The following is a 24,002-nucleotide window of genomic DNA, read 5'->3' on the forward strand; positions in this document are numbered from 1 at the left end:
GAAGATGACAGCATTAAAGCGAACGCCCCTTTATTCGGTTTATGAAAAAGAAGCAAAGCTTGTTCCATTTGGCGGATGGGAGATGCCTGTCCAGTTTTCCAGTATCAAAGAAGAACACGAAGCTGTTCGAACAAGAGCAGGATTGTTTGATGTTTCCCATATGGGTGAAGTGGAGATCAGTGGACCTGATGCGAAGCAATTTGTAAATCGTGTGACGACGAATGATATTTCGAAGTTGACTGTTGGTCAGGCCCAGTATTCCTTATTATGTTATCCAGATGGTGGAACAGTAGATGATTTATTAGTCTATCAGATAAAAGAAGAGGGGTTTTTGCTTGTTATCAATGCATCCAATATAGAAAAAGATATCGAATGGTTACAAAATCAAATAAAAGATGAACAGTTGGAATTAAGAGATCGTTCAGCAGAAACAGCGTTGCTAGCATTACAAGGACCATTTGCCGAAGATATATTGCAACGTTGCACGACCTTTGATCTAGCTATTTTATCTCCCTTTCAATTTGCTATGAACATAGACATAGGGGAGGTTCGCTGTTTAGTATCTCGATCTGGCTATACAGGTGAAGATGGATTTGAACTTTATGTGGACGCTAAAGAAGCACAGGCTTTATGGAAATTTTTATTACAAGCTGGAGAAGAGTATCAATTGATTCCTTGTGGACTGGGAGCGCGCGATACCTTACGCTTAGAAGCAGCTTTACCTCTGTATGGACAAGAATTATCAGCAGAGATCTCTCCTTTTGAAGCTGGATTAGGATTTGCTGTTAAGCTACAGAAAGGAGAGTTTATAGGTTCCAATGCTCTACTTTTCCAAAAGGAATCAGGATTAAAACGGAAAAAAGTCGGGATCGAAATGATAGATAGAGGAATCCCAAGAAGTCATTATCCTATTTATGTAAAGGGTCAAGCAGTTGGAGAAGTTACTTCTGGAACTCAATCACCACTTACCAAAAGAAACATTGGACTTGCGCTGATTGATTCGGCTTTTGCCCAGATTGAGCAAGAAGTAGAAGTAGAGATAAGAGGAAAACGTGTCAAAGCAAAAATCGTACCTACACCATTTTATAGGAGGACAAGAGGATGAAACAACGCTATCTGCCAATGACAGAAAAAGACCGTGCTGAAATGCTCGCAACTATTGGGGTAGATACAGTAGAAGATTTATTCGCCGAAATACCATCCACTGTCCGATTTAAAGGGGAAATGAACCTTCCGGCCCCGATGGCAGAATCCACATTGGTTCGTCACATGCGTCGACTTGCTGGAAAAAACGCTTCTACGGATTCCTATGCATCCTTTTTAGGTGCAGGTGTTTATGACCATCATATTCCTAGTGTGGTGGGACATGTGATTTCTCGATCAGAATTTTATACAGCCTACACCCCCTATCAACCAGAGATTAGCCAAGGTGAATTACAAGCTATCTTTGAATTTCAAACGATGATTGCAGAGCTGACAGGTATGGATGTTGCAAACTCTTCTATGTATGATGGACCAACAGCACTAGCAGAAGCAGCAAATTTGGCTTCGGGTGTAACAAAACGAAAGCAAATCATCATTTCTCGTACAGTACATCCAGAAGCGAGAGAAATATTGGATACGAGTTCCCATGGCTTGGGTTTGGAAATCGTAGAAGCTCCATATCGTGATGGAGTGACAGATGTTACAGCACTAGCACAGTTAGTTACATCTGAAACTGCTGCTGTTATTGTGCAAACTCCTAATTTCTTTGGTCATATAGAAAATTTAACCGAGATTGAGAAATTAACACATGCAAACAAAAGTTTGTTCGTAGTCAGCAGCAATCCTCTTTCTTTGGGAATGTTGAAACCACCAGGCCAGTTTGGAGCAGATATTGTGGTGGGAGATGCTCAGCCGCTTGGTATTTCGGCTTCTTTTGGTGGTCCACATTGTGGTTTTTTTGCTACCACAAAAGCTTTGATGCGTCGAATTCCTGGGAGAATTGTTGGTCAGACAGTCGATGAAGACGGCAATCGTGGATTTGTGCTGACCTTACAGGCACGGGAACAACATATTCGTCGTGATAAAGCTACATCTAATATTTGTTCCAACCAAGCGCTCAATGCACTTGCCGCATCTGTTTATCTTAGTGCCATGGGCAGAGAGGGAATGCAAGAGGTAGCAAGGCAAAACTTTCATAAGGCACACTATGCAAGACAAGAAATTAGCAAAATAAAGGGAGTAGAAGTTGTGTTTTCCTCTCCTTTTTACAATGAATTTGTCCTAAAGTTAGCAAGACCAGTAGCGGCGGTAAATCACGAGTTGCTCTCTTATGGTGTAATTGGTGGATATGATTTGGGAGCTGCCTATTCAGAGCTGACTAATCACATGCTGATTGCGGTGACAGAAGAGCGGACAAAAGAAGATATTGCTACATTATGTCATGCACTGGAGGAGTTGCTGATATGAATAATGCACATAAAGCTTTAATCTTTGAAATGAGTCGTACAGGTCGCATCGCTCATAGTCTACCGGTGCTAGACGTCCCTGAAGTGGAACAACTTCCAAACGAATTTATTCGAGAAGAGGTAGCTGATCTTCCTGAAGTCTCAGAACTTGATCTTATGCGCCACTATACGGAGTTATCACGTCGGAACCACGGGGTTGATAATGGATTTTATCCACTTGGTTCTTGTACCATGAAGTACAATCCAAAAGTACATGAAGATGTTGCAAGATTATCCGGCTTTGCAAAAATTCACCCCTATCAAGCAGAAGAAACTGTGCAGGGTGCTTTGCAATTGTTGTTTGAGCTACAACAAGATCTAGCAGAGATTACTGGCATGGATCGGGTAACGTTACAATCAGCAGCTGGTGCTCAAGGAGAATGGACAGGGTTGATGATGATCAAAGCATATCATCAAAGCCGTGGTGAAGGACAAAGAAACAAAGTAATTGTTCCTGACTCTGCTCATGGAACCAACCCAGCCAGTGCAGCGGTTGCTGGATTTGAAACCATTACAATTCCATCTAATGAAAAAGGTTTGGTTGATGTTGCTGCACTAAAAGAAGTATTGGGGCAAGATACAGCTGCTTTAATGCTGACAAACCCAAATACACTGGGATTGTTTGAAGAAGAAATTGTAGAGATTGCTAGACTTGTACATGAAGCTGGAGGTTTGCTCTACTATGACGGAGCCAATGCAAACGCCATTTTAGGGATTGCTCGTCCTGGGGATATGGGCTTCGATGTCGTGCATCTGAACTTGCATAAAACCTTTACTACTCCGCATGGTGGAGGTGGGCCAGGTGCCGGTCCAGTCGGGGTCAAAAAAGAACTCGTTCCATTTTTGCCTAAACCACTTGCAGCGAAAAAAGAAGATGGAACCTATTATCTAGAATCTGATTTGCCAAATTCCATTGGGCGAGTAAAAGGCTATTATGGGAATTTCGGGATTTTGGTGCGGGCATTTGCTTACATTCGAACAATGGGAGCTCTAGGTCTTCGTCAAGTATCCGAAAATGCAGTGTTAAATGCAAACTATATGAAGGCGCGTTTAAAAGATTATTATGATCTTCCTTTTGAGCAAGCATGCAAACACGAATTTGTACTCTCAGGCAACCGTCAAAAAAAATCAGGAGTTCGTACGCTGGATATCGCCAAACGTTTGCTAGATTTCGGTGTCCATCCACCAACCATATACTTCCCGCTTATTGTCGAAGAATGTTTGATGATTGAACCAACAGAGACAGAGAGCAAAGAAACACTGGATCACTTTATTGAAACGATGATTCAAATCGCAAACGAAGCAAAAGAAACACCTGAAGTAATACAAGAAGCGCCTCACCATACACTAGTGAAACGCTTAGATGAAGTTTTAGCAGCACGCAAACCAAAACTTCGTTGGACGAAATAAGAAGAAAACAGCCGGAATGTATTATTTCGGCTGTTTTTCTTTTTGAGCAGAAGGGAAGTACAAAGTGGACAAAAATGTTAGTACAGCAAAGATACAAACACCCCAGAAAACAGTATGTAGCGCTGTTTGTAGTCCGCTTTGAAGAAGATGAAGAGCATCACTCGTCAATTGTCCTTTTTTGACTGGGTCCAATAATACATTTGCTGCATCGATCGATGAAAGGTTTAGATTACTTGCATGATGCTGTTCTAAGTAATTTTTTAATTGAAGATTGAGGATTCCTCCAAGAATTGCCGTTCCTAATGTAGTTCCTACGGATCGCATGAACATGCTGGAAGCAGTGGCTACCCCTCGCATCTCCCAACCTACACTGCTCTGAATCGAAATGGTGAAAGTAGAGGTAGCAAATCCCATTCCTATTCCGATAACAAAGGAGCCCAAACCAGCCCAAATTGGTCCTTTACTTGGATCAAGGGTGATAAAAAAGATAGAACCTAAAATAAGGAAGATACCACCAAGAATAGCAGTGTAGCGAAACCCTATGCGTGGGAATAGTTTTGCAGTAGCACTTGCAGCCAAAGGCCATCCTACTGACATAGCTGTCAACGCAAAGCCAGCTACAAGTGCGGATGACCCCATGATACCTTGGACATAAGTGGGTAAAAAACTCGCCAGTCCGATCATGGATGCACCAGCTAGTAGAGTGGATACGTTCGCTACAGCGATTAATTTATTTCTCCATAGAGACAATGGCATCATAGGGGAAGTAGCTTTTGTTTCCCACCAGATGAAAATAGCCATAGTGATGGCAAATACAACAAATAATGAGATGGTAGGTGTGGAAGTCCAACCCCAATTGGAGCCTCCTTCGATTAATATCAGCATAAGGGCGGAAACAGAAACAGAAAAAAGACTTGCTCCTAAATAATCAATCGATGGTTTCTTTTTTTCTACTTGTTCATGCAAATAGTGGTGAATCCCAATAATGCTTAAAATACCAAGTGGAATATTGATCCAAAATACCCAAGCCCAACTTACATACTGAACAATCAATCCGCCTGCTAAGGGACCGATCACAGAGGAAATCCCCCACACACTGGAGAGATAACCTTGAATTTTAGATCGTTCTTCTAAGGAATATAAATCTCCTACCAATGTTGTCGCAATAGGCATTACTGCACCTGCTCCAATTCCTTGGATAAAACGATATAAGATAAGTAACCCCATAGATGTTGCAAAACCGCATAACAAAGAACCTATTAAAAAGATGATCGTTCCAATCAAAAAGATCGGTTTTCTGCCAAAAATATCTGAAAGCTTACCGTATATTGGTGTGGTAACTGATTGCATTAATAAAAATGACGAAAAAACCCAACTATAAGCAGAAAAGTTACCTAATTCTGCAACGATTTCTGGCACAGCAGTAGCCACTATGGTGGATTCAATCGAAATCATAAACATGGTGATGAGTAAAAAAACAAACACATGAGTTCGTTTTGTTTTTTTAGCAGCTTCTGATAATTCGTTTGTAGGTGCATAAGAAGTCATATTTGGTAACCTCGTTTCTTTAGGTGCGGCTAAAAAATTTTTGATATTCGCCACCATCAAGATTATAACATTTCTACTTCCGAAATAAATAAGTTTCGATCTATAGAGAAAGGATGCTCGAATATAGAGATTTACTTTCCAAAGAAAAGATATTGCTTACTGCACGAATATGGAAAATGTTTTCTTTGAGAAATATAAAATAGAAAATGGAACAAAAGTACCCTCCTTTTTAGAAAAAGGAGGGTAGGAAAGAAGGGGTCACAAAAACGACTTCCAATTTTATAGTCTTTGACTTAGGGATCTTTCTCGTTTTTTAATACTTGTTATCGTTTTTCCTCCAATGTATGATTCGAACATCCAGCCATACTTTTCTATCTTTGTTAACACTCCAGTCAACATATCTGCAGTTGGATAATCTTTCGCTTCATCTGCAATTGCGATACCATCACGTAGTTCACCACTTAGTTGTTGGAAGTCATACACCAATTGTTTTATCATTTGTTCCGTAGATTCTGTTCCTGTCGCTTCTTGAATACTAGCTTTTGCAAGAATATCTGGAAAAGTAGATGCTGGCTTCCCGCCAATAGATAAGAGACGCTCTGCTAATTCATCTAATATACTATCTGCTTCCCTGTACAATTCTTCGAATTTACTATGTAACTCAAAAAAAGTACTCCCTTTTACATACCAATGATAATGATGAAATTTGGTATACAAAAGACTCCAGTTCGCTACCTGTTTATTCAGTTCTTCGTGTATTTTATGGTCCACTCTAAAATCTCCTTCTCTAATCAATTTTCTCCTTTAGTTATACCCAGCTCATTTCAACGTAATTCGAAAAGATTTATCCTTATCTCGGTTGAGTTTGGTAAAGGTATGGATTGCCTGATATAATTGAAGTGTAAATGGAAATCAAGTAGTCGATTTCATGTGAGGAATCATGAAAAAGCAACTTATTATTGTCACTGCTGGGATGCTTTTTGCTACAGCTTGTAGCGGTGGACAGTCGGGAAGTAATGAGACAAACAGCCCTGTATGTTCTGCTAGTTGTACAAAAGAGGCAGTCGTAAAGCTTCTTCATCAAGACAAGGAACTTGCAGATTCTCTACAGGACAGGATGCTGCGCAGGAAAGCAGATGAAACTCTCAGACAGGTAAACGCGAAGCCTCAAAATGCTGGGAATCTATATGCCAAGTATATTTGGGACATTACAGGTGGTCTCTCAAAGCTTAGTCTTGTGGTAGAGATGTCTGGACTTCCTGATTCGGATTCTTGTCGTGATTTGAGAAACAGTATCCTCCATTATGGTAAGAAGTACGGGGCACAGAAAAAGAACCCCACTGATGCTAAGTTGAATCAGCTGGCGGAGCAGTTTTACGACGATCGATCCCGTCCTCAAGGGCAGTGTATGAAGCTCATCAAATAACGATCAAGCATGAAGTCGAGGTACAGAACATTCCGTTGTTCTGTACCTCATCATTGTATAATGATAGCAGTTTGACTTCAGATAGATGGTAACTACATTGAACCTCGTTACAGAAAGGAGAATACGATGATCTGGAGATTCATTCCCTACCAAGTTTATGATCCATACTGGAATATGGCGATAGATGAAGCTATTTTAATTGCTCATCACGAAAATAGAGTGCTGCCAACACTTCGTCTTTATGGATGGAATCCTGCAACACTCAGCATTGGTTATTTTCAACATGCACATCGCCAGATCAATCATGAAAAAATAGAAGAGCTGAACTTAGGTTTTGTCAGAAGGATGACAGGGGGAAGAGCGGTATTTCATGATCGAGAGTTAACTTACAGTGTGATACTTTCTGAAAAAAATCCTCTGGTTTCCAGTTCCGTCCAAGCAACGTACCGAAAAATAAATTTAGCTCTAGAGACGGCAATCAAAAAACTAACTCTTAAAGTGGATGAGAGCGTGCAGAAGATACAATCAGAGACATCTTCAGCAGCGTGCTTTGATGCACCAGGTTCAGAGGAGTTTTTAATCGATGGACGAAAAGCAATAGGAAGTGCTCAAACGAGGCAACAAGGAGTATTGTTACAACATGGGAGTATATTGCTTGATTTTGATTTCAAAACTTTCTATGATATATTCACTTTTCCCACAAAACAGAGCAGACTTCAGTTTGAAACCAGAATAGGCACACTTACACAACTATGTAACAGACCTATTCCGATGGAAGAAGCAATGAAGGCGGTTTATTCTGGTTTTGAAGAGGGATTAAGTGTTTCATTGGTGGAACAAAATCTATCGCCCTATGAATGGGAGTTAGCAGAACAGTTAGTCAAAGATAAATACAGCAAAACAGAATGGAATGAAAAAAGATAGAATACTTATTTGTAACTTCAATCCATTCGTACATTCTTGTTATAATAGAGATAGCAAAAGAAGGGAATGGATAGACGAGTGGCAATCTATGCAATAAGTGATCTTCACCTATCTTTTAATAGATCTGTACATATTGATCAAATTGATCCAGAAAAGGATATTGTCAAACCAATGGATATATTTGGTTGGGATGAACGTTATTATGATCGAGTGCGTGATAATTGGCGAAAGCTCATATCAGACCAAGATACTGTATTAATTCCAGGAGATATTAGCTGGGCTTTGAAGCAAAAAGAGGCTTTATATGATCTGAACTGGATAAGTCAATTGCCAGGTCACAAAGTGCTCTCTCCCGGAAATCATGAATACTACTATCATAGCAAAAATAAAATTAGAAATATTCTTCCTGCAAATATGGAATGGCTGGACGCTGATTTTGCGGTAGTAGAGGAAAAAGTAATCTGTGCAACAAGAGGATGGACATTACCAACTGATCGATCTTTCGATGAGGAAGATGATCGGAAGATATATAACCGTCAAGTAGGAAGATTGCAGATGTCTTTAGAGTCTGCTGTATCTTATCATCCAAACAAAGAGATTATTGTAATGCTTCATTATCCACCTGTTAACAAAAGTGGAGAAACATCTGGCTTTTGGGAGCTGGTCAAACAGTATAACGTAAAGTATTGTATTTATGGTCATCTTCATGGCAAAGCCATCTTGGATGCAGTTGAAGGGGAAGTTGATGGAATTCCTTTAAAATTAGTTTCTTGTGATGCATTAGACTTTTCTCCATTTCGAATATGGTCATAGCAGTTGGGTTGTTGCAGGTAATAAAAAATATACATTCCCAAACATTCCCTACTCAACTGGCATAAGGTAAAGGATCAGAAGAAGGGTAGGGGAGATTCGATGGCTTGTAACAATACGAATATTTTGGTTAATGGAGGATTCCGTCAAGGTCTAGCTCCATGGACTGGAATTAATGTGAAGCGAGTAAAAAATCCAGTCTATAAAAATGATTATTCTGTATTGTTGAGAACAGGGAGTGTTCTTAAACAAAAACAGCGACTGACAATCCAAAGAGGCTGTGCCTATTATTTGTATTTTCGTTTGCTCAATGCGACTGCTGCAGGTGCACAGGCAAATTTGTTTGCAACCGTAGCATACTTAGATCAAAACGGAAGGATTTTGCGCTCTACACCATTGCAGATTATACTTCCAAGAGCTACAAGATTAGCTTTCAAACCATATTTTAATATTGTCCCACCACCACCAGCACAGACAAAATCAGTTTCTGTTTCTTTTTCGGGAGTAAGAGGAACTATCTATGTCGATTATATTCGTCTGGCAGCACATACTATTTAGTGTTTATATTTCGCCTTACGATTGTTTACAAAGTTATGATAAAATAGTAGACGCTATTTAAAAAAGTTGTTTCAGGGGGTTTTGCTTACATGCCAACGCCTAGCATGGAGGATTATCTGGAGAATATTTATAAACTTATTGATCAAAAAGGTTATGCTCGTGTTTCCGATATCGCGGAAGCGTTGGAAGTGCATCCCTCATCCGTAACCAAAATGGTCCAGAAGTTAGATCAAAACCAATATCTGGTTTATGAAAAATACAGAGGTTTGATGCTTACTGCAAAAGGGAAAAAAATGGGTAAGCGATTGGTTCATCGGCATGAACTTTTAGAACAATTTCTCCGTTTAATAGGTGTGAAAGAAGAATTTGTCTACGAAGATGTAGAAGGTATTGAACATCATCTCAGTTGGAATTCCATCACTTGTATTGAGAATTTGGTGGAGGTTTTAGAAAAAAACACGAGTGTTCAACAACAACTGAAAATTACTCCACAAACTGAGGATTATGAGGAAATGGAAGACCTAAAATCCCAAGAGAAAATTATCCCCTAGACAATTTACATTCTAGGGGATTTTTTTCTACATATATTGGAAATAAAAGTATGGAGGTGTAATTATGTGGGCTGATGCTGTATTTGAGGGTGGAGGGGTAAAAGGGATTGGACTGGTAGGTGCTCTGTGTGTGGCAGAAGAAAAAGGGTACAAATGGAAAAGAGTTGCTGGAACATCGGCTGGATCGATTTTAGCAGCACTACTCGCAGCTGGCTACTCTGGACAAGAATTGTACGAAATCATGATTCATAAAAACTTCGCTGACTTTTTAGCTCCTACTTGGTATGATTATATTCCTTTCCTCGGTCCCGGTGCTCGTTTATGGTTTAAAAAAGGGCTTCATCCAACCAATCGCTTAGAAAAATGGCTAGAAAATTTATTAGCACAAAAAGGTGTTCATACGTTTCAAGATTTAGAACAGAAGGAGACCAAGCTTCATATTATTGTATCTGATATTACCTTAGAAAATCTTCTTGTTTTTCCACAAGACTTAGCTGCATATGGTCATGATCCTTCCTGTTTTTCCGTTGCGAAAGCAGTTCGTATGAGTTGTAGTATCCCATTCTTTTTTGAACCTGCACGTTTGCTAAACAAAGAAATAAAGCAAAACTGTTATTTGGTTGATGGGGCTGTTCTCAGTAATTATCCAATTTGGTTATTTGATTCCGATAATCCAGAGTGGCCAACATTTGGATTTCGTTTGACTTCTGATGATCCTCCAACAGGGCATAAGATTGATAGTCCTGTATCCATGTTTAAAGCCTTATTTGAGACCATGATGGATGCACATGACAACCGAAATATTCGGGAACAGGACCAAGTGAGAACGATTACTGTGCCCGCATTGAATGTGAAGATAACTGATTTTTCAATCGATATAAAAAAAAGAGAAGCTCTGTTTCAGTCTGGTGTAACTGCAGGAGAGAATTTCTTTAAGCGATTTACATTCTCAAGTTATTTAGAAATGCGAAGTAGAGTTGATTTAGCTAATGAATCTACAAAAGATCCAAATAAACGACGTTTTACAGGATAACATGTTAAAGTATAAAAAAGTCTAAGTTCGATTGAAGCGGAGAAACTTAGACTTTTTTATAGTAGTAGCTTTATTTGCTGTTCTTTTCCGTAACAAGTGATGCAATTTTATCAAATGCTTTTGATTCATTAGAGCTAGACACCATTTGAATACCCATTTCCTGAATACGTTTATAAGCTTCGTCTAGTTTTGCTTGAAGTGTACCGTTGACTTCTAAAGATTTATCCAATTGTGTTTTCAGGTTATCTCTTTCCGCTTCTAATATCCGTTTATCTGCTTCTATTTCTCTCTTCATAGCTGCTTCACGAATGGCGAGAACTCTTTTGATTTCAGCACTTGCTTTCGCATCTGCTTCTTTTTTGGTTTCCTCTAATTTAGCTGGGAATGCTTCTATCTCAGCTTCTAATTTGTCTGCTTTTTGCTCACGTTTTTCAATCTCTACTTGGCGCTCATCTAAAGATTTTTTATAGCTAGCAAGTTCCGTATTTTTATTTTCTAATTCTTGTTCGAATTCTTTTCTTTTCGAAGCTAGCTCGTCAGCTAATTTGTCATTTTCTATCTTTTTACGTCTTGCAAAATCATAGGTAAATTCTTCATCTTCGCGTTTTTGCTTTTGTGCCAATGTTTTGGATTGTTCTTTGAGTAGAACTTGATACTCTTCATTTTTTGCTTTGATGAGGTCTTCAATTTGGTTTAGTTTGTTGGTAGCTTCATTTTTGGCTTCGACTAATTCATTTTCTTGAGCTAATTTTAATTCTTGATGCGCGTCCACTAATGCAGCCAAGGTATTTGCTTGTTTCTCAATTCCAAACAAATCTTTTAACTCAGCCTCTTTGAGAGCGATTGCACTTTTAATTGTTTGGAGATTATCTGATTCTGCGGCGATATCTGAACCGATTTTTCCTAAAACTTGATTGATGGATTTTGTTAAGTCGGTTATTTTATCCTCCATACTTACTTCTACCATGGAGTCAGCTTTGGTAATGGTTTCTTTGGCCTTTTTTTGAGTAGTTTCTTGTTCTGCTTTCAGTTTGCCCTTTTCTAAATCAATAATTTTCTTTTCAGCTTGACGTAATGCTCCAAGGATTGTAGCTTTTGTATCTTTTTCGGTGATTTTCGCCATGATGTCTCTCCTAGCTAATATGGAATCATATGTACGTATTTAAATATAGTACAAACATTCGATAAAGTCAATTTAAAAACGAGTAGATAAATGATTGTTTTGTTACAATATCAAATAAAAAACCTATGGTAGAAAAGAGATTTACCTCTAGTCTCCATAGGCAGGCATTTGAGTATCAACTGCTTTTTTTCTTGCCATCAATAACACGAAATGGGTATTTTTTGCGTTTTCGCCCTTTCTGAGCAGTTTTTGGCTCTCTCCCAGGGTTTGCAAATGAAATCAACCATTTAGGAGGGAACTTATAAAGGAGTATGACTACTCCAAGAATAGCAAAGAATACCAGTGTTGGAACAGGATTTTTAATAAGTTGTGCTAGTAAAGCAATACCTATAAACGAAAATATGAGCCATGTACCAACGGTTTTGTTCATGGGCTTTTTCCATCCTTTCGCTTAAGTTTGTATGCTCTTGGCAACTGTTCTTGCTGGTTGACCATTTGTGACATAGGCTTCATCAAGGTCACGCATACGGACAAAAGCAGCAATTGCTACTTCCACCTGATCATCGTCAGGCTCTCTTGTTGTTAATTTCTGTAGCCAAAGTCCTGGGTAACCAAGATATTGCAATACAGGTATTTTGCGGACTGCATTCGTAAGTTTGAGTACTTCAAATGAAAGGCCAATAACGAGTGGAAGAAGTAATAACCTGGTCAATACTCGATCCCAAACAGAATCATACGTAAAAAACGAGTACACAATTACACCAACAATTACTGTGAAAATCATGAAACTACTGCCGCAACGGTAATGGAGTGTAGAGTATTTTTGAACATTGGAAACCGTTAATTCTTCTCGATTTTCATATGCACTGATAACTTTATGCTCTGCCCCATGATATTGAAAAACTCGTTTCATGATAGGTGTTCTGGAAACTCCCCATAGGTACCCAAGAAGTAAAATAGTTTTAATACTTCCTTCAATAAGATTTTGGAGGATCATATTTTTAACATATGGGTCAAAAATCCAACTTGCAAGGGCAGCAGGTAATACCGTAAAGATAACTTTTCCCACGACAAGAGATAGGACTCCGATGATGGCAACACCTATCATCATTTGAACTTTCCCTGTTGTCTTTGTTTCTGTTTTTATCTCTGGAGTTCCTTCTTCCTCTTGTTCGTATACTTCTGTTGCATATTGAAGGTGTTTTGCACCGCTGGCACTTGCTTCAATAAGGGAAACAATTCCACGTAGGAGAGGAATTTTTTTTAAGCTATTCACCCAGGGGATCTGCTTTTTTTCTAATTCAAGTGTTTCTATTTGACCGTTTTTTCTTCTAACGGCTGTTACTTGCGTATTTCGTCCGCCAAACATAACTCCTTCAATGACGGCCTGCCCACCATAAGGGACAACGTTTTCAGACATGGTTGCACCACCTTAGTCATGACATGCATTTATTTAATTTCTCCTATTGTACCATAATTATCTAAACTTAAAGAGTCAACGGCTGTGTGATAATATGGAAGATGATAGAAGGAGGAGACAAATGGCACGTATCTTGGTTTTACATGGTCCAAATTTGAATACATTAGGAATCAGAGAACCAGATCATTATGGTTCTGAAACGTTAGCAGATGTCAACCAACGTCTGGTAGAAAAAGGGCAAAAATGGGGTTGTCAAGTTGATACTTTCCAATCTAACATAGAGGGAGAATTGATTAATCAAATTCATTCCTCGATGGATAAATATGATGCAATCATTATGAATCCTGGAGCTTATACACACTACAGTTATGCCATTTTTGATGCTATTCAAGCTATAACAGTACCTGTGATCGAAGTACATATTTCAAACATTCATACGCGAGAAACCTTCCGACATTCTTCTGTCATAGCACCAGCATGCAAGGGGCAAATTGTTGGTTTTGGTACCAAAAGCTATGATTTAGCATTGATGGCTGTTCGCGAATGGATAGAAGGAGCATAAATATGAATCAGCGAGTTACAAAACTACAAGCTTTGTTGAAGCGAAACAAGATGGAAGCGCTTCTTGTAACTTATCGTCCCAATTGTTATTACATAAGTGGGTTTACAGGCACTTCTGGAGTGCTAGTTATCACGCCTGATGACAGTATTTTGGTCACAGATTTTCGCTATTTGAGCCAAGTGAGAGAACAAGCTCCTGATTTTACCGTTGTAGAGCATCTAGGCAATCAAATGTATGCAAAAGTAGCAGAGGTGTGTCTTAATCTTGGCATTTCTACGCTGCATTTTGAGTCAGAGCATCTATCCTTTGCAGAATATGATGATCTCTTTCGTGCACTAGATAAGCGTGTATCACTGACAGCAACAACAAATGTTATCGAAGAAATTCGTGCGATAAAAGAAGAGATTGAACTGACTTATATCAAGGAAGCGATTCACATTGCAGAAGAATCTTTTCATCAGTTGCTAACAGAACTTGCTCCTGGAATGTCAGAAAAATCAATTGCTTTGCGCTTAGAATGGCTGATGCGAGAACGTGGTGCAAGTGGGGTATCTTTTGATATGATAGTAGCTTCAGGGATCCGTTCTTCCCTGCCACATGGGGTAGCATCTGATAAACCAATTGCTGCTGGTGAACTGGTGACGTTTGATTTTGGGTGTTTTTATCAAGGTTATGCTTCGGATATTACCCGTACCATAGCAATTGGATCTTGTTCCACGAAACAACGTGAGATTTATGAGGTAGTACGTGTTGCAAATGAAAAAACAATTGCAGCTCTATTTGCAGGAATGAATGCGAGAGATGCAGATGCTGTTGCCCGGGATTTTATTAGACAGGCAGGTTTTGAAGACTGTTTTGGGCATGGTACTGGACATGGAATCGGCTTAGATATTCATGAATTTCCGCGATTAGGCACATCAAGCAAAGATATCCTCACTCCGGGAATGGTTGTAACAGTCGAGCCAGGGATTTATTTGGAAAATCAGTTTGGGGTTCGAATTGAAGATGATATACTTATCACCAGTGAAGGGTATGAGGTACTTACCAGTTTACCCAAAGAATTAATTATTTTATAGATGAAAAGGTGAAATTGCTATTATGATTAGTGTAAATGATTTTAAAACAGGCCTTACCATTGAGATTGATAATGATGTATGGTCTGTTATTGAGTTTCAACATGTAAAACCAGGTAAAGGAGCGGCATTTGTACGCTCCAAACTCCGTAATTTACGCAACGGTAATATCCAAGAAAAAACGTTTCGCGCTGGTGAAAAAGTACAAAAAGCACTTGTAGAGACGCGTCGCATGCAGTATTTGTATGAAAGCGGCGGTGACTACACTTTTATGGATAATGAAACATATGATCAGATCAGTCTTACAGAAGAACGTTTGGAATATGAATTAAATTTCCTTCAAGAAAATATGGAAGTGCAGATTGTCTCCTATAAAGGGGAAACAATTGGTATACAGCTGCCAAATACCGTAGAACTAGAGGTAGTGGAAACAGATCCTGGTATCCGTGGAGATACGGCTACAGGTGGTAACAAGCCAGCAAAACTATCGACTGGTTTTACGGTACAAGTGCCATTATTTGTTAATGTTGGAGATCGTTTGATTGTTGATACTCGGAGTGGAGCTTATGTTTCTAGAGCTTAGAGATATAAAAATAGCAGGTAAAGATCACGTTTTTTCACGTGATCTTTTTTTGTGTAGATATAATTAATATGTAAATATTTTATTATATAATTTACAAAAGATTATATATAAGTATAATAAGGAATACGAATGATATGAAATGGATCTATTTGATAGTTCGGCTATATACGAAAAGTTTTAATCACAACTTAGAAAGAGTGATGACATGATTCGTTTATTAGTTAGTGATCTGGATGGTACCTTATTAACAGACGAAAAAAAAGTGAGTAAGAATGATCAAATAGCGTTGAAAAAATTAGTAGATGCTGGGATAAATATTTGTTTAGCAACTGGACGAAATAAGGGCGAAGTAGAGCAAGTCATGCAAGGGATTGGTTTGCGTTACCATCAAGTAAATCAAAATGGGGCTCAAGTTTATACAGAAAAAGAACAAATGTTACATTCCAGTCAATTTTCCTCACAAAACGCAATGAATCTATATCATCTCATTGAATCTTTTGATTTGCCAATACATGTTATTATCGATGCATTTCTGGCATCGAGTAAATCAGAAGTAAAACGTGTTATTCCAATGGAACAAAAATCTTATTTCCAATATGAAGATGACGCCTTGTTTAAACATCTTGACCATCTAGACAAAAAAATAGGGGGAGAAGTTTTACCAATAAAGTTTTCTTATTTTGGAAAAGTCAGCATGCTCCGTTTTTTGGAAGAAGAAGTGCATAAGAGATTTCCAAATCAGTTTACGAGTTTCCTTGTGGATAAAAATTGCCTGGACTTTATGCCTCTGCATGTAAATAAGGGCACAGGGTTACAGTTTTTGCTTGATCACTTAGATGTATCTCCGAATGAAGTTGTCTGTATCGGCGATTCTGAAAATGATATATCTATGTTTGATTTGATACCACACAGTTTTGCAATGAAAACAGCTAGTTCTCATGTCCAGTCTAAAGCCTCTAGGACAGCTGCATCCGTAGCAGAGGCAGCAGAATGGTTATTGAATAGTCGAAAAAGTGCGATTCAATTATAGACTTTTATATTCGGTTCAATGAAAAAGTGGAAAGAGGAGTAGGAAAAATGTTAGAAGCGTTAATAGATATAATTGGAAATCCATCAATTTTAATTGGTATATTTGCTTTTGTTGGATTAATCTTGCAAAAGAAGAGTCTATCAGAGATTGTGTCTGGTACATTAAAAACAATAATGGGTTTTATCATGATAGGTGCGGGAGCTAATGTTATCGTTAGTTCCCTTGATATTTTTGGGAAAATGTTCAACATGGCATTTCATATCACTGGTGTAGTTACTAGTAACGAAGCAGTGGTTTCGATCGCTCAAAAAACATTTGGGATACAGATGGCATTGATCATGGTTTTTGGGATGATCATTAATATATTCATTGCCCGTTTCACAAAATTAAAATATATCTTCCTCACTGGGCACCATACTCTTTTTATGGCATGTGTATTAAGCCTTGTACTTTCTACTAGTGGCGTCAAAGGGATTCCTCTTATTGCAATCGGTTCCATCGTTGTAGGAGTGTGGATGGCTATTTCACCAGCTTTATTACAATCTACTGTTCGAAAAGTTACTGGATCGGATCAAATTGCCTTAGGGCATTTTGGTTCGATTGGTTTTCTTATCGCTGCATTTATTGGTAAATTTTTAGGTGATCGTAAGAAAACAACAGAAGACATTTCCGTTCCCAAAAATCTTAGTTTTTTAAGCGATGGATCTGTTGCAGTTTCTTTGACGATGACAATACTGTTTTTGGTTATCGCCTTTTTTGCTGGTCCAGCAATGGTAGAGAAGCAATTATCGAATGGCACAAATTTTCTTGTATTTTCCATTATCCAAGCAATTACATTTGCAGTTGGTGTTCATATTGTTATGGCTGGAGTAAAATTACTGATTTCTGAAATAGTGCCTGCGTTTAAAGGAATTGCAGAGAAATTGGTGCCAAATGCAAAACCAGCTCTGGATTGTCCAACACTTTTTCCTTATGCTCCAAATGCAGTAATTATAGGGTTTATCATGAGTTTTTTAGCAGGCGTATTGAGCATGTTTCTCTTTCCGATTTTTGGACTGGCTATGATTGTACCTGGTTTAGTCCCACACTTTTTTTGTGGAGCAACAGCGGGGATATTTGGTAATGCGACTGGTGGAAGAAGAGGTGCTATTTTAGGTTCTTTTGCAAATGGACTTTGCATTAGCTTTCTACCAGCATTATTAATTCCCTTTCTGGGTAATTTAATTTCGAAAACGACAACTTTTGGAGATGCAGACTATGGCGTAATTGGTATTCTTATCGGTTATGTTATGATGTTGAAATAGCTTTACATATATTTTGATTTCTCATTGGAGGGTGTTGTTTAATGGGTTCTATTCGTTTTGATTATCAACATGCACTTTCGTTCATGGAAGAAAATGAGTTGCAACAACTAACAGTAGAAGCAGAATTGGCTGAAAAAAAATTACAAGGCGAGATAGATGCTGCCGGTTCCGATTTTTTAGGCTGGGTCAAATGGCCTGAAACCTATGATAAGGAAGAATACAATCGATTAAAAGCAGCCGCAAAACGTATTCGTGAAAATTCAGATGTCTTGCTAGTCATAGGGATTGGCGGTTCCTACCTAGGGGCAAGAGCTGCGATTGAAATGCTCCATCACCGTTTTTACAATCAGTTACCGAAAAGTAATCGAAGCGGTCCAGAAATATATTTTCTCGGTCATCATCTCAGTAGTGATTATGTACAAGATTTATATGCTTTATTAGAAGGAAAAGATGTAAGTATTAATGTAATTTCCAAATCCGGTACAACCACAGAGCCTGCTGTAGCGTTTCGGATTCTTCGGGAGTATATGGAAAAACGCTATGGCAAAGCAGAAGCGAGCAAACGAATCTATGCGACAACAGACAAGGAAAAGGGTGCATTAAAGAGTTTGGCAACTGATGAGGGATACGAATCCTTTACCATAGCAGATGATATTGGAGGCAGGTACTCGGTATTAACTCCTGTAGGACTTCTGCCCTTAGCAGTTTCCGGTTTGGATACAGATGCTATGCTGGCAGGAGCTCAGCAAGCAATGAATGATTATGCTCAATCGGATTGGAGTAAAAATATTTGTTACCAATATGCGATTGCTCGTCAAGTATTATATCGTAAAGGCTACACGACAGAGTTACTTGTGACATATCAACCTGCGATGGCGTATTTTGCAGAATGGTGGAAACAGTTATTTGGAGAGAGTGAAGGGAAGAATCAAAAAGGAGTGTTCCCTGCTTCTGTACAATTTACGACTGATTTACATTCCATGGGACAATATATTCAACAAGGTTTGCGTAATATGTTTGAAACAGTTTTGTTTGTGGACAAATCAGCACATCAAATTACCATACCAAAAGATGATCAAGATTTAGACGGATTAAATTACTTAGCCGGTAAGCCTCTTGATTTCGTGAATGAGAAAGCATTTGAGGGAACTCTATTAGCACATACAGAAGGTGGAGTACCCAACCTTGTAGTGCGCGTTCCTGAGCTGTCTAGCTTTGTATTTGGTCAATTGGTTTACTTTTTTGAGAAAGCGTGCGGAATAAGCAGTTATTTACAAGGGGTAAATCCATTTGATCAGCCTGGTGTAGAAGCATACAAACAGCATATGTTTGCATTGCTGGGTAAGCCAAAGAAATAAAATGACTTAATCCCTTTCTCTGATGAGAATGGGATTACCATTCACGAAGTAGACAATCATCCGTAAAGAGTATATAATCCATTTGAAAACGAATAGAACGACCAGGGGGGCTGGAGAATTGGCCGGCTGAGATAGTACACCTTTGTACTGACCCTTTCACCTGATCCGGATAATGCCGGCGTAGGAAGGACTTGTGGTTTCTTTGCGCTTTTTTGCCATCCTTGATCAGGATGGTTTTTTATTTGCCTAGGAGGGTAACTTTTTGCACTGGAAAAAACAAATAGTCATTGGTCTTATCGCAGTTTTATGTTTCGGATTAGTAGCTTGTTCACCAGAGAAATCCAAAGAAAAAGAAGTAACAGTTGTATTGGATTGGACTCCAAATACCAATCATACAGGACTGTATGTTGCGCAGGCAAAAAAATATTTCCAAGAAGCTGGGCTAAAGGTTCGGATTATCCAGCCTGGCAAATCAACAGCTGAGCAGCTTGTAGCTTCTGGTAAAGCAGATTTTGGGGTGAGTTATCAAGAAGGAGTAACACAGGCGAGGGTGGTTGGAGTACCAATTGTATCGATTGCAGCAGTTATCCAGCATAACACTTCTGGATTCGCCTCTCTATCTACATCTGGGATCGTAAGCCCAAAAGATATGGAAGGAAAAGAGTACGGCGGTTTTGGATCGCCCGTGGAAAAAGCGATGATTCAGTCGTTAATGAAGAAGGAAAATGGCGATATCAACAAAGTGAAAATAACCAATATTGGTTCAACCGATTTTTTAACTGCTTTAAAACAAGGAATTGATTTTTACTGGATTTATTATGGATGGCAAGGTGTAGAAGCAGAACAAAAGGGTCTAAAGTTAAACATGATCTATTTATCAGATCAAGCAAAAGAGCTTGATTATTATACACCAGTGTTAATCACTTCCGAATCGAAAATAAAACAAGAGTCTTCTACTGTAAAGTCCTTTATGCAAGCTGTGAGCAAAGGTTACCAATTTGCTATTGATCATCCAGATGAAGCAGCAGACATATTAGTGAAACAAAATCCTTCCTTAGACAGCAAATTAGTACACCAAAGTCAAAAGTGGCTAAGTTCTCGTTATCAAGCTGATGCGAAAAGCTGGGGAGTGCAAAAAGAGTCAGTGTGGAGCGGATATGCAAACTGGATGAAAAGCCATCAGCTGCTTGATGGACAATTTGATCCTAAAAAAGCATTTACCAATGATTTTATTCCCCAAGGAGGAAAATAACATGAATACATTACTTAGTATTCAAATCTTGCCACAAGATAATAATCGATCTATTTCTATCCCACTGATCGAAGAGGCAATCAAATTAATTGAAGCATCAGGTTTGCCTTATCGTGTGGGTGCATTAGATACAACTGTAGAAGGAGACTGGGATTCCTTATTAAAACTGATTACAAATATGAATAATCGTGTGTTGGCATTAGGAGCAACACAGGCCATGTTCCAAATCAAGATACTCCATCGACCAGAAGGAATAACGATTTCTACCTTAACACATAAATACGATAGCAATGAAGCATAAGGCTTTCTATCTCCTATTTTCCATTGGTGTTATCTTATTGGGATGGAGCAGTATAACTTACTTTGGAAATTTTACTGTATGGCAATTACCAAGCCCAATAGTAGTGGGAAAAGAGCTGTGGCAGTCTATCCATAGCAGCTCTTATCTCATTGATGTAAGAGCTACTTTTTTCATTGCATCTACAGGATTTTTACTAAGTATTTTGGTTGGGGTAGGGATAGCGACGCTACTACACTTTTCACCTTTATTAAAAAAACTAGTAATGCCAAGCCTCTTACTGAGCCAAAACATACCGGTTATTGTATTGGCACCCCTATTAGTAATCTGGTTAGGCTTTGGGGTAACCGCTAAATTGGTGGTAGTAGTACTGGTATGCTTTTTTCCCATTACCATCGCAATGGTCGACGCTTTTGATCAAGTGGATCGCAATTTAAAAAGGTACTTAGAGATGGCAGGAGCAACAAAGTGGGAAAAATTTGTTTCTTTAAGTTTTCCTTCTGCAATTCCGGTCTTATTTTCTAGTTGTAAAGTATCTGCTACTTACAGTGTGATGGGGGCTGTAGTCGCAGAATGGCTTGGAACGGAACATGGCTTAGGAATGATTATGACACAAGCAGCTAGTTCGTTTCGAACAGATCGAGTATTTGTTGCCATTATCTTCATCGTCCTGCTAAGTGCATGTTTCTTCTTGCTCATTTGGTTAGCAGAACTCAGTTGGAAGCACAAGAGGAGATTGCGATGAGCCATTTAAAGCTTAATCAGGTATCATTTCGTTACAAAGAACAGTCCTCATGGCTCTTAAAGCATGTGTCTTTTGAGGTGGAATCAGGGTCATCTGTCAGTCTTTTAGGTCCATCTGGCAGCGGAAAAAGTACGCTGTTTTATCTTCTAGGGGGAATGTATACACCAGATGATGGGGAAATAATGCTTGATAATATGCCACTTTCAAAAAGTGGAATGGTAGGTTACATGCCACAAGACAGCTCTTTGTTTCCATGGATGACAGTGAAAGAAAACATTTTATTGGGATATAAATTAGGAAATAAGAAAAAGACATTTTCATTAGGGAATTGGCTTGATCGAGCTGGATTAACAGAAATAGCAGACAGCTATCCGCATCAGTTATCAGGAGGAATGAAGCAAAGAGTATCTTTTTTGCGTGTATTGGCTGGTGGTCATTCTTTGATTTGTTTGGATGAGCCATTTGCATCATTAGATGCGCTTACGCGATCTAAGATGCAAAAATGGCTTGCCAGTTTGATGAATGCAGATCAAACTTTGCTATTGATCACGCATCAAATAGAAGAAGCTGTCCTATTAACAGATCATATTTACTTATTTCCTAACTTGCTAGAAGGAAGGCCAATTGAGATTCGAAATCCTTTTCCTAAAATGGAACGTTTTCAAGTGCGGAAAACACCTGTATTTTGGGAGTTTGTACAACAAATGGAACAGCAATTAAAACAACAGACCTAAGGTGGGTCTGTTGTTTTTTCGTTTATCAGGAGATAGAGACTGAGGAAGCAAGATGTGAAAATAGAGCCAAGTAACGCGATTTGCATATCATGCTGAGCATCCCAAGGATCACCTTGTAATCCGAGAAACAAGTCTCCTGCTTGAGGGGCTATCAAATAGACGACCCATACTTCCAATAGTTCAAATAGACCACTTGCTGCTAATAAAGAGATGTTTGCGAATAAGATCGAAGACCTGCGTAGGAGGGAGTATCGAAACCGAATTATTTGGTAGGCAGGTAGGAGAAAGCAAAAGCCAAATGAGAAATGTACGATTCGGTCATAGTAAGCACGTTTAAGATCTAACCATGCATCAAGTGGTGTCTGATAGGAATAGTGAGCACCTATCGTATGGAGAACGAGAAAAATGGTTAATAGCGTGTAGCTGGTATTGGATAGAGGAATTCGTTTATATACAAAAACTAGCAGGACGAGACCAAAAAAAATAAGAATGTTTTCTAGTGCCCAGTTAAACCGATTAACAGGCGAAATTGCTAAGATACACCATATAAAGGTGTAAACAGAAAATAAGAGAACAACCCAATTTTCACGAGATTTTGTGTTTGTCATATGAATTCCTCCAAAGGAGTGTATTCATATGGTATTCGTAAGAAATAGAAAATGATTGATGGATAAGCGGAAAAGAATTTGTGTATTTATTGAAGTACGCGATGAACAGTAATAAAGCAGTCAACCGGTTTAGAGAAGTGAGTTCAAAAAATTGTTAGGTACAGGTGTTATTTTAGTCAAGAATGAGGGACCTTACTAGCCAGCTGGTGCTTATGTAAGAATTGCTTTGAATGAAATGAGATTCGTGATTTGAAAACATATTTTAACCAGATTTTAGATGTGTTAAAACAGAAATGGAATTTGGAAATAACCGATGGTGTTGAAACAATGGGAGACATAAAGTACTATTATACCGCTATGCTCCCTTTGTTTCAACAGTATTAACCATTTGGAGGATCAGCCTCAAAAATTCGTCCTGTTGTTAAAGGTTGAAGTTCTTTTGTTGTCATTTGTGTATCACCTCTATTCAATGATAAACTATTCTGATAAATAGGGAGATGCAAACTATCTTCTTTTAAAAAACGATCTAATGCTGTTGATAATTATAAGGGTTTCATTATTTTTGCAACTAGAATTCCGTTGACTGATTAAGTTTCAATTCTAGGATTTTTTCACCACACTTCATTTTTCATAAAATTCCTAGCTTGCTGTATAACAATCAAGTTGAAATATCATTTCGCGAAATATTGAAATATTTTCAACAAAAATGCTGTTATCCCTGCTGCCATCAAAGGCCCTACAGGGATACCCCGCATGAATACAATACCTACGATGGATCCTAAAACAAGTCCGACGACTAATTGAGGGTCCATTTTTAATAGATCTAAACCTTTTCCGTTCATATAGGTAGCTGCTATGCCTCCAATAAGCGCAAACATCCCGGGAAGGGTTGAAAAGATTTCGCCGATATCTTTCACGGAAACTTTTCCAGAAGCAAAGGGAACCAATACGGCGATCGTAAGAAATAGTAAGCCAAACTCCAGACCTCTTCTTTCTACACCAGGAAAAAAACGTTCTAAGTGAATCAGCTTCAAAATAAGTAGAAAGCTTGCAGCTGTTGCAATAATAGGTGAACGTCCAATAAGTCCAGTTACGATAAGCAAAACGAGTATTAAGTCTGAGTTCATACCAATGCCCCTGTCCCATAAGGTATGTTATCAACT

General features: G+C 38.6%; 26 protein-coding genes and 1 riboswitch. Of the genes, 19 read left to right on the forward strand and 7 right to left on the reverse strand.

The window, feature by feature from the left end; all coding sequences use genetic code 11:
* Window positions 1-4 precede the first annotated feature (4 nt).
* From gcvT to gcvPB, 3 genes are read left to right on the forward strand one after another with little or no spacing between them, the layout of a single operon-like run.
* The gene (gene gcvT / locus GSM42_RS15505) at window positions 5-1,105 is read left to right on the forward strand and encodes a glycine cleavage system aminomethyltransferase GcvT (protein ID WP_160802440.1); all 1,101 of its coding nucleotides are present in this window, start codon (window positions 5-7) and stop codon (window positions 1,103-1,105) included.
* Window positions 1,102-2,451, forward strand: a complete 1,350-nt coding sequence (gene gcvPA, locus GSM42_RS15510; protein WP_160802441.1) for an aminomethyl-transferring glycine dehydrogenase subunit GcvPA — start codon at window positions 1,102-1,104, stop codon at window positions 2,449-2,451. Before gcvT ends, gcvPA begins: the two co-directional genes overlap by 4 nt.
* Entirely contained in the window at window positions 2,448-3,899 is a 1,452-nt protein-coding gene (gene gcvPB / locus GSM42_RS15515) for an aminomethyl-transferring glycine dehydrogenase subunit GcvPB (protein WP_160802442.1), read from the forward strand. Before gcvPA ends, gcvPB begins: the two co-directional genes overlap by 4 nt.
* 21 nt (window positions 3,900-3,920) lie before the next feature.
* On the opposite strand, the gene GSM42_RS15520 is transcribed toward gcvPB, so the two are convergent.
* Both GSM42_RS15520 and GSM42_RS15525 read right to left on the reverse strand, forming a co-directional pair.
* Window positions 3,921-5,447, reverse strand: a complete 1,527-nt coding sequence (locus tag GSM42_RS15520) for an MDR family MFS transporter (RefSeq protein WP_160802443.1) — start codon at window positions 5,445-5,447, stop codon at window positions 3,921-3,923.
* Window positions 5,448-5,726: 279 nt separating this feature from the next.
* On the reverse strand, window positions 5,727-6,218 hold the full coding sequence (locus GSM42_RS15525; protein WP_160802444.1) for a ferritin-like domain-containing protein: 492 nt from the start codon (window positions 6,216-6,218) through the stop codon (window positions 5,727-5,729).
* Between the two features lie 169 nt (window positions 6,219-6,387).
* On the opposite strand from GSM42_RS15525, the gene GSM42_RS15530 reads away from it, so the two are divergent.
* The 6 genes from GSM42_RS15530 (at window position 6,388) to GSM42_RS15555 (ending at window position 10,749) form a co-directional block, all read left to right on the forward strand.
* A complete protein-coding gene (locus GSM42_RS15530; protein ID WP_160802445.1) occupies window positions 6,388-6,873 on the forward strand; it encodes a hypothetical protein in 486 nt (161 codons plus the stop codon).
* A gap of 126 nt (window positions 6,874-6,999) precedes the next feature.
* A complete protein-coding gene (locus GSM42_RS15535) occupies window positions 7,000-7,797 on the forward strand; it encodes a lipoate--protein ligase family protein (RefSeq protein ID WP_160802446.1) in 798 nt (265 codons plus the stop codon).
* 66 nt (window positions 7,798-7,863) lie between these two features.
* Window positions 7,864-8,610, forward strand: coding sequence for a metallophosphoesterase (locus GSM42_RS15540; RefSeq protein WP_160802447.1), 747 nt, complete (start codon window positions 7,864-7,866; stop codon window positions 8,608-8,610).
* A gap of 99 nt (window positions 8,611-8,709) precedes the next feature.
* Entirely contained in the window at window positions 8,710-9,165 is a 456-nt protein-coding gene (locus tag GSM42_RS15545; protein WP_160802448.1) for a hypothetical protein, read from the forward strand.
* 89 nt (window positions 9,166-9,254) lie between these two features.
* The gene (gene mntR, locus GSM42_RS15550) at window positions 9,255-9,716 is read left to right on the forward strand and encodes a transcriptional regulator MntR (protein ID WP_160802449.1); all 462 of its coding nucleotides are present in this window, start codon (window positions 9,255-9,257) and stop codon (window positions 9,714-9,716) included.
* 64 nt (window positions 9,717-9,780) lie between these two features.
* Window positions 9,781-10,749: a patatin-like phospholipase family protein gene (locus tag GSM42_RS15555; RefSeq protein WP_160802450.1), complete on the forward strand. Its 969-nt coding sequence runs from the start codon at window positions 9,781-9,783 to the stop codon at window positions 10,747-10,749.
* Window positions 10,750-10,819: 70 nt separating this feature from the next.
* Here GSM42_RS15555 and GSM42_RS15560 read toward each other — a convergent pair whose 3' ends face one another.
* The 3 genes from GSM42_RS15560 to GSM42_RS15570 form a co-directional block, all read right to left on the reverse strand.
* On the reverse strand, window positions 10,820-11,872 hold the full coding sequence (locus GSM42_RS15560) for a coiled-coil domain-containing protein (RefSeq protein ID WP_160802451.1): 1,053 nt from the start codon (window positions 11,870-11,872) through the stop codon (window positions 10,820-10,822).
* Between the two features lie 175 nt (window positions 11,873-12,047).
* Entirely contained in the window at window positions 12,048-12,302 is a 255-nt protein-coding gene (locus GSM42_RS15565; RefSeq protein WP_160802452.1) for a hypothetical protein, read from the reverse strand.
* Window positions 12,303-12,323: 21 nt separating this feature from the next.
* A complete protein-coding gene (locus GSM42_RS15570; RefSeq protein ID WP_160802453.1) occupies window positions 12,324-13,292 on the reverse strand; it encodes a DUF1385 domain-containing protein in 969 nt (322 codons plus the stop codon).
* A 121-nt stretch (window positions 13,293-13,413) separates the two neighbouring features.
* Here GSM42_RS15570 and aroQ point away from each other — a divergent pair, with 121 nt between their 5' ends.
* The 10 genes from aroQ to GSM42_RS15620 all read left to right on the forward strand — a co-directional run bounded on the left by aroQ (window position 13,414) and on the right by GSM42_RS15620 (window position 22,231).
* Window positions 13,414-13,854, forward strand: coding sequence for a type II 3-dehydroquinate dehydratase (aroQ, locus tag GSM42_RS15575; RefSeq protein WP_160802454.1), 441 nt, complete (start codon window positions 13,414-13,416; stop codon window positions 13,852-13,854).
* Window positions 13,855-13,856: 2 nt separating this feature from the next.
* Complete coding sequence (locus GSM42_RS15580; protein WP_160802455.1) at window positions 13,857-14,930, forward strand: M24 family metallopeptidase; 1,074 nt, start codon at window positions 13,857-13,859, stop codon at window positions 14,928-14,930.
* Window positions 14,931-14,952: 22 nt separating this feature from the next.
* A complete protein-coding gene (gene efp / locus GSM42_RS15585; RefSeq protein WP_160802456.1) occupies window positions 14,953-15,510 on the forward strand; it encodes an elongation factor P in 558 nt (185 codons plus the stop codon).
* Between the two features lie 205 nt (window positions 15,511-15,715).
* Entirely contained in the window at window positions 15,716-16,540 is an 825-nt protein-coding gene (locus GSM42_RS15590; RefSeq protein WP_160802457.1) for an HAD family hydrolase, read from the forward strand.
* 47 nt (window positions 16,541-16,587) lie between these two features.
* On the forward strand, window positions 16,588-17,844 hold the full coding sequence (locus GSM42_RS15595; RefSeq protein ID WP_160802458.1) for a PTS ascorbate transporter subunit IIC: 1,257 nt from the start codon (window positions 16,588-16,590) through the stop codon (window positions 17,842-17,844).
* 41 nt (window positions 17,845-17,885) lie between these two features.
* Window positions 17,886-19,202, forward strand: a complete 1,317-nt coding sequence (locus GSM42_RS15600) for a glucose-6-phosphate isomerase (protein ID WP_160802459.1) — start codon at window positions 17,886-17,888, stop codon at window positions 19,200-19,202.
* A gap of 93 nt (window positions 19,203-19,295) precedes the next feature.
* Window positions 19,296-19,406, forward strand: a riboswitch (TPP riboswitch).
* Window positions 19,407-19,464: 58 nt separating this feature from the next.
* The gene (locus GSM42_RS15605) at window positions 19,465-20,454 is read left to right on the forward strand and encodes an ABC transporter substrate-binding protein (RefSeq protein ID WP_160802460.1); all 990 of its coding nucleotides are present in this window, start codon (window positions 19,465-19,467) and stop codon (window positions 20,452-20,454) included.
* Between the two features lies 1 nt (window position 20,455).
* Complete coding sequence (locus GSM42_RS15610; RefSeq protein ID WP_160802461.1) at window positions 20,456-20,755, forward strand: thiamine-binding protein; 300 nt, start codon at window positions 20,456-20,458, stop codon at window positions 20,753-20,755.
* A gap of 37 nt (window positions 20,756-20,792) precedes the next feature.
* Window positions 20,793-21,497 (forward strand): ABC transporter permease, encoded by a 705-nt coding sequence (locus tag GSM42_RS15615; RefSeq protein ID WP_237446656.1) that lies wholly within the window; start codon window positions 20,793-20,795, stop codon window positions 21,495-21,497.
* Window positions 21,494-22,231, forward strand: coding sequence for an ABC transporter ATP-binding protein (locus GSM42_RS15620; protein ID WP_160802463.1), 738 nt, complete (start codon window positions 21,494-21,496; stop codon window positions 22,229-22,231). Before GSM42_RS15615 ends, GSM42_RS15620 begins: the two co-directional genes overlap by 4 nt.
* Here GSM42_RS15620 and GSM42_RS15625 read toward each other — a convergent pair.
* Window positions 22,228-22,839: a DUF2238 domain-containing protein gene (locus GSM42_RS15625; RefSeq protein WP_160802464.1), complete on the reverse strand. Its 612-nt coding sequence runs from the start codon at window positions 22,837-22,839 to the stop codon at window positions 22,228-22,230. The genes GSM42_RS15620 and GSM42_RS15625 overlap by 4 nt on opposite strands.
* A 671-nt stretch (window positions 22,840-23,510) precedes the next feature.
* Window positions 23,511-23,966 carry a DUF441 domain-containing protein gene (locus GSM42_RS15630; RefSeq protein ID WP_160802465.1) on the reverse strand — a complete coding sequence of 152 codons (456 nt, stop codon included), beginning with the start codon at window positions 23,964-23,966 and terminating at the stop codon, window positions 23,511-23,513.
* Window positions 23,967-24,002 lie beyond the last annotated feature (36 nt).

Source organism: Shimazuella alba, from assembly GCF_009831235.1.
Taxonomy (GTDB): Bacteria; Bacillota; Bacilli; order Thermoactinomycetales; family Thermoactinomycetaceae; genus Shimazuella; species Shimazuella alba.